Origin of the sequence: Pelomonas sp. V22 (assembly GCF_030014915.1) — a bacterium.
Classification (GTDB): domain Bacteria; phylum Pseudomonadota; class Gammaproteobacteria; order Burkholderiales; family Burkholderiaceae_C; genus JAUASW01.
On record NZ_JAGIXS010000007.1, the window covers coordinates 260,736 to 273,716 of the forward strand.

8 protein-coding genes are annotated in these 12,981 nt (G+C 64.0%); 4 read left to right on the forward strand and 4 right to left on the reverse strand.

Annotated elements, in window-relative coordinates; all coding sequences use genetic code 11:
* Positions 1 to 3 precede the first annotated feature (3 nt).
* Genes J7U46_RS20470 through J7U46_RS20485 form a run of 4 tightly spaced genes read left to right on the forward strand, consistent with a single transcriptional unit; the run spans position 4 to position 5,908 of the window.
* Positions 4 to 1,383 carry a glycosyl hydrolase family 28 protein gene (locus J7U46_RS20470; RefSeq protein ID WP_282829051.1) on the forward strand — a complete coding sequence of 460 codons (1,380 nt, stop codon included), beginning with the start codon at positions 4 to 6 and terminating at the stop codon, positions 1,381 to 1,383.
* A gap of 25 nt (positions 1,384 to 1,408) precedes the next feature.
* Positions 1,409 to 1,720 carry an L-rhamnose mutarotase gene (locus J7U46_RS20475; protein ID WP_282829052.1) on the forward strand — a complete coding sequence of 104 codons (312 nt, stop codon included), beginning with the start codon at positions 1,409 to 1,411 and terminating at the stop codon, positions 1,718 to 1,720.
* 19 nt (positions 1,721 to 1,739) lie between these two features.
* Positions 1,740 to 2,903: an alpha-hydroxy acid oxidase gene (locus tag J7U46_RS20480; RefSeq protein ID WP_282829053.1), complete on the forward strand. Its 1,164-nt coding sequence runs from the start codon at positions 1,740 to 1,742 to the stop codon at positions 2,901 to 2,903.
* On the forward strand, positions 2,900 to 5,908 hold the full coding sequence (locus J7U46_RS20485; protein ID WP_282829054.1) for a GDSL-type esterase/lipase family protein: 3,009 nt from the start codon (positions 2,900 to 2,902) through the stop codon (positions 5,906 to 5,908). Before J7U46_RS20480 ends, J7U46_RS20485 begins: the two co-directional genes overlap by 4 nt.
* Positions 5,909 to 6,115: 207 nt before the next feature.
* Here J7U46_RS20485 and J7U46_RS20490 read toward each other — a convergent pair whose 3' ends face one another.
* The 4 genes from J7U46_RS20490 to J7U46_RS20505 form a co-directional block, all read right to left on the reverse strand.
* Positions 6,116 to 7,396 carry a diguanylate cyclase gene (locus tag J7U46_RS20490; protein WP_282829055.1) on the reverse strand — a complete coding sequence of 427 codons (1,281 nt, stop codon included), beginning with the start codon at positions 7,394 to 7,396 and terminating at the stop codon, positions 6,116 to 6,118.
* Positions 7,397 to 7,593: 197 nt separating this feature from the next.
* A complete protein-coding gene (locus tag J7U46_RS20495; RefSeq protein ID WP_282829056.1) occupies positions 7,594 to 8,373 on the reverse strand; it encodes a hypothetical protein in 780 nt (259 codons plus the stop codon).
* A gap of 283 nt (positions 8,374 to 8,656) precedes the next feature.
* On the reverse strand, positions 8,657 to 11,068 hold the full coding sequence (locus J7U46_RS20500) for an EAL domain-containing protein (protein ID WP_282829057.1): 2,412 nt from the start codon (positions 11,066 to 11,068) through the stop codon (positions 8,657 to 8,659).
* Positions 11,065 to 12,498 (reverse strand): PAS domain-containing protein, encoded by a 1,434-nt coding sequence (locus tag J7U46_RS20505; protein WP_282829058.1) that lies wholly within the window; start codon positions 12,496 to 12,498, stop codon positions 11,065 to 11,067. The genes J7U46_RS20500 and J7U46_RS20505 overlap by 4 nt, the downstream gene beginning before the upstream one ends.
* Positions 12,499 to 12,981: the final 483 nt, after the last annotated feature.

Here is a 12,981-nt window from a genome sequence, read left to right on the forward strand (position 1 = left end):
CGAGTGGCTGAAGCTCTGCAGGCGCAGGACTTCGGCGCCATCGGCGACGGCTGCACGCTCAACACGGCCGCCATCCAGGCGGCCATCGACGCGGCGGCCGTGGCGGGCGGCCGCCTGGTCTTTGCGCCAGGCGTCTACCGCACCGGTTCGCTCTTCCTGAAGAGCGGCATGGCGCTGCAGCTCGATGCCGGCGTCACGCTGCTTGGCTCGCAGGACCTCGCCGACTACCCCTTGATGCCCACGCGCATCGCCGGCATCGAGATGGTGTGGCCGGCGGCCCTGGTCAATGTCTGCGCCCAGCAGAACGTGGAGATCTGCGGCGAGGGTTGCATCGACGGCGATGGCCAGGTCTTCTGGGACAGCTACTGGGCCTTGCGCCGCCGCTACGAGCCGCTCGGCCTGCGCTGGGCCTCGGACTACGACGCGCAGCGGCCGCGCCTGGTGCAGGTCTACGAGTCCTTCGAGGTGCACATTGGCGATGGGCTCTTGCTGCGCCGTGCCGGCTTCTGGGGTCTGCACCTCTGCTACTCGGAGCGGGTGCGGGTCGAGGGAATCACCATCCGCAACAACGGCGACGAGGGCCAGCGTGGGCCTTCGACCGATGGCATCGACATCGATTCCTGCCGCGACGTGCTGGTCCAGCAGGCCGATATCGCCGTCAACGACGATGCCCTGGTGCTCAAAGCCGGCCGCGATGCCGACGGCCTGCGTGTGGCCGCCTGCTGCGATCACATCGTGATCCGCGATTGCATCGTGCGCGAGGGCGCCGCCGGCATCACCTTCGGCAGCGAATGCTCCGGCGGCTTCCGCGATATCGAGGTCAGCGGCATCGAGGTGCATGCACCGGTGCCGGTGGGCATCCTCTTCAAGTCGGCGCCGACGCGGGGCGGCTTTGCGCAGCAGCTGAAGCTCTCCAACATCAGGCTCATCGACGTGCCGGTGGTGATGCGCGCGACGATGAACTGGAACCCGGGCTACAGCCGGGCTGAGATCCCGGCTGGCATGGCCGAAGTGCCCGCGCATTGGCGCGTGATCGCCGCGCCGGTCAGTGCCGAAGAGGGCCGCACGCGAATCGCCGACGTGCAGATCAACGGCCTGCTGGCGCGCGGTGCCCGCGTGGCCTTCGAGGTCGAGGGCGTGGATGCGGCGCCGCTGACGGGCTTCCGTTTCGAGGGCGTCGACATTGAGGCCGCGGCCGGTGGCCACATCTACGGCGCCCGCGACTGGCAGTTCACCGCGACCCGCCTGACCTTGGGCGAACCGCTCGCATTACCGAACGAACGCGACGTGCAGGGCCTGCCCGGCAAGACCTGGCACCTGCAAGCCACATTGAGCAAACCCGACCCCTCGCTGCAGAGCTTCGAGGTGCAGGACGTTTCCTGAAGAGAAGAGACAAGAGGTGAGAGACATGAACCACGCCTTCAAGATGAAGCTCAAGCCCGGCATGGTGGCCGAGTACCGCCGCCGCCACGACGAACTCTGGCCCGACCTGGCCGAGGCGCTGCGCGGCGCGGGCATCCACGACTACTCGATCTTCCTGGACGAGGAAACGCTGACGCTGTTCGCGGTGCTCAAGCGCAAGCCCGGCTACCCGTTCGACGAGCTGCCCCAGCAGCCGGTGATGCGCCGCTGGTGGGACTACATGGCGCCGCTGATGGAATGCCACCCGGACAACCGCCCGCTCGATTGGCCGCTCGAGCCGATGTTCCATTTCGACTGATCACCAGAAGCACAAGAGAATGCCTGTCGTTGCTGAAATCGAAGACCTGCGCCGCCTCGCGCAGAAGCGCGTGGCCAAGGCCATCTTTGGCTATGTGGACTCCGGCTCCTACTCGCAAGTCACCTTGCGCGCCAACAAGAGCGACCTGGACGCCATCGGCCTTCGCCAGCGCGTGGCCGTCAACGTGGACCAGCGCAACACCCGCACCAGCTTGATCGGCCACGAGGCCCGCATGCCGGTGGCGCTGGCCCCGGTGGGCCTCACCGGCCTGAACCATGGCGATGGCGAGATCCTCGCCGCCCAGGCGGCCGAGGAGTTCGGCGTGCCCTTCACCTTGACCACGATGAGCATCTGCTCGATCGAGGACGTGGCGGCGGCGACGAAGAAGCCCTTCTGGTTCCAGCTCTACGTGATGCGCGACCGGGCCTTCGCGGCCGACCTGATACGCCGCGCCAAGGCCGCCGGCTGTTCGGCGCTCGTGCTGACGCTGGACCTGCAGATCCTCGGCCAGCGCCATGCCGACCTGCACAACGGCCTGACCGTGCCGCCGAAGCCTACCCTCTCCAACATCCTCGACATGGCGATGAAGCCGCGCTGGTGCGCCAGCGTCTTGATGGGCAAGCGCAAGACCTTTGGCAATCTCGACGGGCATGTGAAGGGCGCCGAAGGCCTCTCCACCTTGATGGCCTGGGTGGGCCAGCAGTTCGACCCCACGCTCAGCTGGGCCGATGTGGAATGGGTGCGCCAGCAATGGGGCGGCAAGCTGATCTTGAAGGGCGTGCTGGACCCGGAAGACGCGGTGCAGGCCGCGCGCTGCGGCGCCGATGCCATCGTCGTCAGCAACCATGGCGGCCGCCAGCTCGACGGCGCGATGAGTTCGATCCGCGCGCTGCCGCTGGTGCTGGAGGCGCTCGACAAGGCTGGAGAAACCAAGGCCGAAGTCTGGATGGACGGCGGCATCCGCTGCGGCCAGGACGTGCTCAGAGCCTGTGCCATGGGAGCGCGCGGCGTGATGCTGGGCCGCAGCTATGTCTATGGCCTGGGCGCGATGGGCAAGCCCGGCGTGGCCCTGGCTCTGGAGCTCATCCGCAAGGAGCTCGATGTCTCCATGGCTCTCTCCGGCATCCGCGATCTGCGCGAGGCCAACCGTTCGCACCTGGTGATTCCCAAGGACTGGGCATGAAGCATCTTTTCCTCACCCTGCTGCTGAGCTGCGGCATCGCTTCGGCGCAAGGCCTTCCGGCCAAGCAAATGGAGAAGCTGGACCGCGGCCTGGTCGCGATCCCGTCGGACGCGGGCACGCTCGTCAGCTGGCGCGTGCTGGGCACGGACGCGGCCGACCTGAAGTTCAACCTCTACCGGGGCACGACGCGGCTGAACAAGCAGCCGCTGTCGCAGAGCAATTTCCTCGATGCCGAGGGCAAGCCGGAGAGCCGCTACTCGCTGCGCCTGGTCAGCAATGGCAAGGAGCAGTCCGCCGAGGCCGCTGCAGCCAGCTCCTGGGCCGCCGCCTACAAGACCGTGCCGGTGCAGAAACCGGCCGACGGCGTGACGCCCGATGGTCAGGCCTACAGCTACCAGATCAACGACGGCTCGGCCGCCGACCTCGATGGCGACGGCGTCTACGAGCTGATCGTCAAATGGCAGCCCACCAATGCCAAGGACAACTCGCAGAAGGGCTACACCGGCAACACCTATGTGGACGCCTACAAGCTCGACGGCACGCGGCTTTGGCGCATTGACCTCGGCCGCAACATCCGCGCCGGCGCCCACTACACGCACTTCCTCGCCTACGACTTCGACGGCGACGGCAAGGCCGAGGTGATGATGAAAACGGCCGACGGCACCGTCGATGGCCAGGGCCGCGTGATCGGCGATGCCAAGGCCGACTACCGCAATGCAGCCGGCTATGTGCTGGCTGGCCCCGAGTTACTGACCGTGTTCAACGGCATGACTGGCGCCGCGATGGCAACGACCGACTACGTGCCGGCGCGCGGCGAAGTGACCAGCTGGGGCGATGGCTACGGCAACCGCGTGGACCGCTTCCTGGCCGGCGTGGCCTACCTCGATGGCAAGCGCCCCAGCGCCGTGTTCTCGCGCGGCTACTACACCCGCGCCGTGCTGGCCGCCTGGGACTGGCGCGATGGCAAGCTGACGCAGCGCTGGGTGTTCGACAGCGCGAACGAGAACGACAAGAGCGGTGCCGAGGCCGCAGGGCAGGGCGCCCACTGGTTCTCGGTGGCCGACGTGGACGGCGATGGCAAGGACGACATCGTCTACGGCGCCGCCACCATCGGCAGCAACGGCAAGCTGCTCTACAGCACCAAGCTCTGCCACGGCGATGCCCTGCATGTGGGCAAGCTCGACCCGGCGCGGCCGGGGCTGCAGGTCTTCATGGTCCACGAGAGCCCCAAGTGCTATGGCGAGCACGGCCTCGAGATGCACGACGCCGCCACCGGCAAGATCCTCTGGAGCATGTCGGGCCAGAACACCGACGTGGGCCGTGGCGTCTGCATGGACATCGACCCCGCCCACCCGGGCGAGGAATGCTGGGGCTCGGTGGGCGGCCTGATGAGTGCCGCCGGCAAGCTGATCAGCGACACGCACCCCAAGAAGTTCAACTTCGCCCTCTGGTGGGACGGCGACCTGCTGCGCGAATCGCTGGACCATGTGTCCATCGACAAGTGGGACCCGGCTTCGTTCTCGTTCAAGAACCTGCTCGGCGGTGCCAAGTTCGGTGCCCGCTCGAACAACGGCACCAAGGGCACGCCGGTGCTCTCGGCCGACCTGTTCGGCGACTGGCGCGAGGAGGTGGTCTGGCGCAACGCCGACGACACGGCCTTGCTGATCTTCAGCACGCCGCACTCCACCGAGCAGCGCCTCACGACGCTGATGCACGACCCGCAGTACCGCGTGCAGGTGGCGGCCCAGAACGCCGGCTACAACCAGCCACCGCACCCCAGCTTCCACCTGGGCGTGGGCATGGCCGCACCGCAGCCTGCAGCGATCTACACGCCGTCAGCTGGCGTCGTCGTGGACCTCGGCAAGGGCTCGCCCGCACCGGGCTTCGAGAGCGGCGCAGCGGCCAACACCGGCAAGCCCTTTTATGTGAGCTTCGACCTGCCCGAAGGCAACTACGAGGTGCGCCTGCTGCTGGGTGACGACGCCGCAGCTTCCGACACCACGGTGCGCGCCGAGCTGCGCCGCCTGATGCTGCCGCAGGTGCAGGTGGCCGCTGGCGGCCTGCTTGAGCAGCGCTTCACCGTCAACATCCGCACGCCAAAGATCGCGGCGCGCCCCGGCCTGGACGCAGGCGTCGTCAAGCTGAAGGCACCGCGCGAGACGGTGGAAGAAGCCTGGGGCTGGGACTCCCGTCTGACGCTGGAATTCACCGGCAGCAACCCGGCCGTGCGCCGCATCGAGGTCGTGCCGGTGGCTGTACCCACGCTCTTCCTGCTCGGCGACTCCACCGTGGCCGACCAGTCGCAAGAGCCCTATGCCAGCTGGGGCCAGATGCTGCCACGCTTCTTCAAGCCGGGCGTGGCCGTGGCCAACCATGGCGAATCGGGCGAGACCTTCCGCGACTCCCTGGCCCGCCGCCGCCTCGACAAGATCCTCTCCGTGCTCAAGCCCGGCGACACGGTGCTCTTCCAGTTCGGCCACAACGACCAGAAGCAGCAGAAAGACGGCAGCGGCAATGCCGAGACCTACCGCGCCGAGCTGAAGCAGCACATCGATGCCGTGCGCCGCTACGGCGGCACTGCCGTGGTCGTCTCCTCGATGGAGCGCCGCAACTTCGACGAGCAGGGCAAGGTCCGCCCCTCCTTGATCGAATACGCCGACGCCGCCCGCCAGGTGGCCAAGGAGCTGGACGCACCCTTCATCGACCTGAACGCGATCAGCAAGCGGATCTACGAAGCGCTGGGTGTCGAAGGCTCACGCGCCGCCTTTGCCCAGCCCGAGCCGGGCAAGATCGACAACACGCACCACAGCAACTACGGGGCCTACCAGCTGGCCAAGGCGATTGCGCAGGGCTTGCGGGATGCGAAGCTGCCGGTGGCGGCGATGTTGCGCGAGGATTTTGGGGGGTATGAGGCGGGCAGGCCGGATGCGGTGGCTGGCTTCGTGCTGCCTGCGAGCCCGAGGTTCACGCATGAGCGGCCGTTGGGGGATGAGGGGAATCGGTGAGGGGCTGCTGAGGTCGGGTGGACTGGTGAGGCTATGGCGGCTTTGCAGCGATCTCGGTCAGTTGATGTCAAGGGTCGTCCGACCGGTCATGTACGCAATGCTGACATTGGGTGAGCCGGGGCACCTTAGGGCTCAAGCCCTTCGAACTGACAGTCGTTAAGCGTCCAGCCACTGAAGGTAGGTTGGCATCGGACCGGCGCCCCCGATTCAAGCGTGTGCAGTCGGCGTGCTCAGATCGCGACAGCTGGCAGCAGCATGGTGAGTTCGCTTTGCGACGAACATGCGCTCATCAGCAAGCGAGAGAAGCGCAGACGACTCCGTGCCGTCCGCCGGGTACCAGGCTAGCCCGACGCTGGCACCGACCTGAACCAGATTTCCACCGGGCAACTCTACGGGCTGAGCCACGGCGTCATGGACGCGCCTGAAGACCTCCTCGACTTCGGCCTGAGTTCCGGCGGGTGACAGAATCATCACGAATTCGTCGCCGCCCAGCCGCGCGACGGTGTCGCAAGACCGCATCGTGACCACAAGTCGTTGCGCAACGGCGCGGAGGATCTCATCGCCTGCATCATGGCCATGCGTGTCGTTGACGATCTTGAATCCGTCTAGATCCATGTAGGCGACGACCAGCTGTTGCCCCTGCCGCTTGGCCTGCTCCAAGGCTTGACCCAGGCGATCTCCGAGCAGCGTGCGATTCGGCAGTCCCGTCAGTGCATCGTGGAACGCAGCCTCTTCCATTTCGACGTGGCGCTGCTTCATCGCAGTGATGTCGACCATCATCCACATGGACTCTTCAGGTTCGGTCGACACAAGTCTTCCGCTGAGATCAATCCAGAGGAGCTCACCACTGCTGTGACGCATCTGGATCTGGGTTCGGTAGGTCTCGTTCCGACGCAGCACTGGGTAAGCCGCAGCGCCTAACGCCGCGAAGCGCTCGTCGTCTGGATACAGCAAGCGTGCCGCAGACCCTTGAAGAGCCTCAGGGGTGTAGCCGAACATTCGTGACAGCCCGCGGTTGCCCCACATCACCACCCGGTCACGCACTCTCGCGATGCCTACCAAGTCGCTCTCAAGCATCATGGCCTGCTCGCTGGCGAGGCGCTCCAGCTGCATACGATGGGCCCGTGCCTCGGTGACCTCGACCTCCACCGCCATGTAGCCGGTGATGAGTCCGCCATCACCACGCAGAGGCTGGACATCAATGTTGACCCAGTAATCGCGACCGTCCTTGGCCCGATTGCAAAGCTCGGCTCGAAAGCTGTTGCCCGACGCGAGCTGCTTGCGTATCGTCGATACGGTCGCAGCGTCAGTCTTTTCAGACTGCAAGAAGTGGCCAGGCACTTGGCCTCGCACTTCGTCGAGCGTGTAACCACACATCCGCGTGAAGCCCGAGTTGATCCAGACGATGCGTCTGTCCCGGTCGGCGATGATGACAGCATTCGATGTGTGCTCCGCCACCTTGGCCAAGCGGTCAATCTGTGCCGTCATTGAGGCGACAGATCGCTCAGACCGCTGAATGAGAAGGAGACTCGATACAGAGATGACAAGCAGTAGCGCCGTGAGCCAAAGTGCGGCTACAAGATGCTCTCGCCAGCCAGCGTAAAGCTCAGGCAAGCTGCGTGACGTACCGATCACGAGGTTGCCATCGAGCTGAACCCCAGGCGGTTTCAAGGTCCTTTGCACGATCAGGCGATCGGCTGATCGGTCACTGCGACGGCGCCTCGGTTCAGCGTTTCCAGCTGGCCCGACGCCATGTGCTTGCTGAACATGGTTCCTGGTTGTGCGAGATTGGCTGCGTCCAGACTGATGTTCACTTGAGGCGCCAGAAGCAGCAGGCCACCTGTGGTGTGGGCCAATCCTGTCCACATGTCGTCGGCATAGTTGATGGCCCCCACCGTCTCTGCCAACCAGTTTGGGTCCAGAGTGGCAACGACGGCACCGGCGAACGCGCCGTCATCGCGCTGGATCACTCGTAGGACGTTCAGGGACCAGACGCCAAGGCTGGTGCGATTGGGCGGCGACACGTACAGCGCATCAGCCCTGTTGCTGCGACGCGCATTCATGAAGTACGGAAGCCCGGACACGTCGATGCCCAGCAAACCGTTGCGGCTGGCCGCCAAGATGCGGCCGGATTCATCCACCATGGCGATGGTCCGTGTCCCGGCGATGGCACTGTCGAGCGCCTTGAGCCGCGCCTGCATGTCTGTCGCGTCTCTCGGGTCGCTCAAATCGGGAATGCCCGTTGTCACGTCGCGCAGACCGCCGTCAATCGCGATCAGCTGGCGTTCAAGCATGGCCCCGAGCAGCTGCGCCTGTGAGCGGAGTCTTGCCTCCTGTTCTTGGGCAGTGCGCTCATGCGCCGTCCAAAGCTGCCATCCTTGGACGCTGGCTATGAGTACTGCGAACACCCCGAGGAAGATCCACTGAAGGCGATGCAGCCGCCGAAGCCTGACGACGGGATCCATGGGGTGGGCCGTCAGGACGGGCACTTCTGTGGTGGTCACTACGTCGCTCCCCCCTGCACTGTTCGCAAGGCGCTCGTCCGATTGTCGGTATTCAAGTGCACCTTGGGTAACAGCGGCACTCGCCTGCGACGGTTTCAGTGTGACGTTGCCTGATCGAGACATGCTCGAGGCGGTTGACCTCTGGCATCAGGATGCGCTAAGTCCCCGCACGCACGTGCGTACGAGGCCGGTGGAGCGGATGTAGCCTTGGGTCTGCAGCTGCTTTCGATCGTCCCAAGCGGCGTCAAGCGCGGTCAAGCCACTGCAGAAATTCTTGTGCCGGCATTGCTTTGCCAAAGAGCCAGCCCTGCGCCTCCAGCACGCCAGAATTCACCAGCCACTCTCGTTGCTCTTCGCGCTCGACGCCTTCGGCAATCAACTCCATGCTCATCGCGTTTGCCATCGCGACCACCGCTCGCACGATTGCCTGATCCGAGGCACTGCTCACGACGTCTCGCACAAACGCACGATCTACTTTGAGGCGCTTCAGGGGGAGCGTCTTCAGCATCGAGAGTGACGAGTAGCCGGTCCCGAAGTCATCGAGGGCGATGCATACGCCGAGCGCTCTAAGCCGTGTGAGCTTCGCTTCCACTTCTGGCACCCGTTGCAAGGCCGTCTCGGTCACTTCGATCTCTACGAGGCTGGCGGGAAGGCCTGTCGCCTGTAGCTCTTGTGCCAGATGCTCCGGGAAGGCTTCATCCTGAAGTTGTAGTGCCGACACGTTGACCGCCAATCGGCCATCCACGGAACCGTCGCGCCACCAGCGTGCCCAAGTCGACAGCGCTTGATGCAATACCCAGCGTCCCAGGGAATGGATCAAACCAGACTCTTCCGCAATCGGGATGAATCGGTCCGGAGGCACGTGCCCGGCTCGCGCAGAGTTCCAGCGCAAGAGCGCTTCTGCACCGACCACCGCGCCGGTGCGCAAGCAAACCTGAGGTTGCCAGTGCAGCGAAAGCTCACCGTTTGAAATTGCCTGCAGCAAGCCTTGTTCGATGGCCAAGCGCTCGTTGGCTGTCTCGGCCATGGCAGGCTGATAGTGGGCGAATCGATTCCGCCCAGTCCCTTTGGCGGCATACATCGCAATGTCAGCGGAGCGAAGCAGGCTATCAGCATCTGTCCCGTCCCTCGGGAACATGGCGATCCCGAGGCTTGCAGAGACTTGCATCGAACCGCCGGGCGCCATGTCAATTGGCGATCGCACGACATCCAGGACTCGCTCTGCGACGCCGACGACTTGGTCGAGATCGACATGACGTAGCAGCAGTACGAACTCATCGCCTCCCAGGCGAATACCCACATCGCCTTGGCGAAGCATCCCGACCAGGCGATGCGCGACAACCTTGAGAAGGCGATCGCCAGCATCGTGCCCCAGGCTGTCATTGATGACCTTGAACCCGTCCAGGTCCAGAAACATCAAGCAGGCGGTCTCGCCATCACGCAGTTCACATAGTGACTCGCGCAGCTGGTATCGGTTGCCCAGCCCGGTGAGTGCGTCATGGAACGCCAGGTGCCTGACCTTGCTCTCCGCCATGCGCAATGCCGATATGTCAGTGAACGTCAGCACCCGCTGGGTTACGCACCCGTGCTCATCCAGCACGGGCGCCACGTGCTCCCAGCCAGGAAACGTGGTGCCATCACGTCGATTGCAAACCACTTCAGCGTGCCCTTGTGCGTTGACGGGTGTGCGGTCCAGCAGTTCACGGTCAGAGCCTCGCCGTGCATGCAGAAAATCGTTTGGATGACGACCTCTGATCTCATCGCGTTGCCATCCCGTGAGTCGCGTGAAGGCTGCGTTCGCTGTGCTGACGCGCCCCTCCGAATCCAGGATGAGGATCGCGTCAGCGGCAGACTCGAACACGACGGCGGCCTGCCGCAACTCGTCTTGCTGCAAGACCTGCCGCGTTACATCGCGACAAATTCCGACGACAGCGCTTTCGCTCTCGACATAGCTCGCGTGAACCTCGAGCCACGACGCGTGCGTCTCGTCACCTTCATGCCAGCGGGCAAGCAAATGCAGGTCGCCCCCTTGATCCAGCAGTGCTCGGACCTTGTTCTGGGCTTCCAGCGACAAGTGGTTCAGAAAGTCATTGAGCGGCATCCTCATGCCTCGAAGCGGATCATTCGCCACCGGTGGAAAGTAGCCGTCGATTTCGACGAGGTCGCTCCCCGTCGGCAAGGTCATCAATCCAAGCTTGGCGCTGTCCAGCGCGAGTCGCAGCCGCCGCTCCGATTGCAGCCGGGCCGCCGATGCGTTGAAACGCGCCAACGCCATCTGAACGACCGCATTGAGCTCTCGCTGCTGCACGGGCTTGACGAGGTAGCCGTAAGGCGCAACGTGACCGGCTCGCCGCAGAATTTCTCCGTCTGCGTAGGCGGTCAGGAACACGATGGGAACATCAAAGCAGCGATTGATCTCCGCAGCTGCGGCGATTCCATCGCCGCCACGTCCTAGGTTGATGTCCATCAACACCAGCCCGGGCCGACGAGCCAGCGCAAGGTTGACCGCATCGCGCTCGGAGCTGGCCATTCCGACGATCTGATATCCGAGCCCGGACAAGGTCTGCTTCAGGTCGAGCGCAAAGATGAGCTCATCCTCGACGACCAGGACGGACGTCCCTTCAGAGGAACTCGAACGATCTTCGACTGTGGTCATATACGGGCTGAACCTTTGGGAAGTTTGAGAACAAACAGGGCGCCCGGCCTGCCGGGCTCTGGCCATGTCAGGGATGCGTTGAGCTGCTGCGTGAGCAGCGTTACCAAGCTGAACCCCAGGCTACTGCCGTGGGACAAAGGGCTGTCCGCCGGCAGACCACGTCCGTCGTCACTGACGGTCACCTTGATCTCGCCGTCCTGCCGCGCGGCCGTGACTTGAACGAGTCCCGACTGATGCGGTGTGAATGCGTGTTTCAGAGCGTTGGTGATCAGCTCGTTGACGATCAGAGCAACAGGCACGGCCTGGGTGAGCTCGATCTGCAGCCCGTCCTCCGGCGCATCAACCCGCAATTGAATACGGTTCATGAGCGCGCCGTGCGCATCACGCAGGCTGCCCGAAAGGCGCTTGAGGTAGGGCCCCAGCTCTAGCGCGGAAAAATCGGTCCGCTCGTACAGCAGTTGGTGCGTCAGGGCCATCGCCATCACCCGGTTCTCGCTGTCTTGAAGCGCGAGTGCAACTTCGGGCGAGGCAGCGCGAGATTGCAAGCGAAGCAGGCTGGCGATGATCTGCAGATTGTTCTTGACCCGGTGATGCACCTCTTGCAGCAGCACCGTTCGTTCGCGCAATGCTGATTCGATGCGCATCTGTGCAGCTTGACGGTCGGAAATGTCGATAGCTGATGGAATCAGGTGCGTGATGACGCCATCGTCATCGCGCATCGGCACCAGCATGAAGTCCAACGCCATGCGCGTGTCGCCCGCCATGCGCACGACCACATCTTCTCGAACGATCTCGCCCGCCGCGACGCGCTGGCATGCTGCCCGGAGCCAGTCTTGCACCTTGTCCGAATAGCTCCACCAATAGGTGTCCCAGAAAGGCTTGCCGATCACGTCGTTCGCATCGATTCCTGCGGCCTCCAGCGGCGCGCGGTTTGCCTGCACCAGTGTCCCGTCAGGAGACATCACCCCGACAAATGCGAACAAGCTGTCTAGCACGCGGCGCAGCTGTTTCTCGCTATCAGCAAGTGCCCGCTCAGCAAGCAGTTTGGCGGTTAGGTTGACCGCTTGCACGTAGACGCCGCCGACCTCGCCTCCCGGCATCTGTATCGGAAGATAGGTCGCTTCCCATTCCGCCGTGCGGCCGTCGCCCGGCATGACGACGGTGATCCGGAAGTTGCCAGCGGCTCGACCTTGCAGGATGACCTGGTCCAGGAGAGGCTTCAACGAGAGATAGGCTTCGGGAAGTACCTCTGCGACCGTACGGCCAATATGGTCCTTGATCGAGCGGCCGTTGAACGATGCCAGCGTCTCGTTGATGAGCACATACCGGTGGTCGCGATCCAGTACCGCCTTGCCGACGGGCGAGTCTGCCAAGAACACCGTCTGCATCGCGGCGTGCCAAAAAGCGCTGCCAAGATCAGCCGTTTCCATGCTGCCTCCTCTTCACAAACTGAAGCGACGGTAGCAGGACTCTCTGAAATCACGCCAGGGTCGCGCCTACGTGCCTGTGCGCCTACCTGTCTGGCGCTCTGCTGATTCAGAGTACCTGAATTTTCATCGAACCACGACAGATGGAGAGGTTGCAGCCATAGCGCTGCGGATTCATCGACCCCGTCAGCCCTGAAGTCAGTCCGAGCTCGCGGGGGGCCATGAGGGCGCGTTCGAGCAAGGACAGCCTCCGGACAGGTCGATGTGTCGCGGGCGTGACCCATCGCTCAGAATCTATTGGTACTGAGACTGAGCGCCATATGAGTGCGAACCTGGCGTGGTTGGAAGCGTGGCAACGTGCTGAACGCAGAGTAGTTGCCCTTCGTGCCGTCGTAGCTGCTAAGGCGACCGATGCCCCGACGCTTCCCGCACTCAAAGATTCCATTAGGTATGGCTGTTACTGAATGTACGGCGGCGCAACGGCTG

Bases quoted from the DNA above. Each gene is read 5' to 3' on its own strand.
- J7U46_RS20505 (WP_282829058.1), bottom strand. From the start codon at position 12,498: ATGGAAACGGCTGATCTTGGCAGCGCTTTTTGGCACGCCGCGATGCAG.
- J7U46_RS20500 (WP_282829057.1), bottom strand. From the start codon at position 11,068: ATGACCACAGTCGAAGATCGTTCGAGTTCCTCTGAAGGGACGTCCGTC.
- J7U46_RS20480 (WP_282829053.1), top strand. From the start codon at position 1,740: ATGCCTGTCGTTGCTGAAATCGAAGACCTGCGCCGCCTCGCGCAGAAG.
- J7U46_RS20495 (WP_282829056.1), bottom strand. From the start codon at position 8,373: ATGGATCCCGTCGTCAGGCTTCGGCGGCTGCATCGCCTTCAGTGGATC.
- J7U46_RS20490 (WP_282829055.1), bottom strand. From the start codon at position 7,396: ATGACGGCACAGATTGACCGCTTGGCCAAGGTGGCGGAGCACACATCG.
- J7U46_RS20475 (WP_282829052.1), top strand. From the start codon at position 1,409: ATGAACCACGCCTTCAAGATGAAGCTCAAGCCCGGCATGGTGGCCGAG.
- J7U46_RS20485 (WP_282829054.1), top strand. From the start codon at position 2,900: ATGAAGCATCTTTTCCTCACCCTGCTGCTGAGCTGCGGCATCGCTTCG.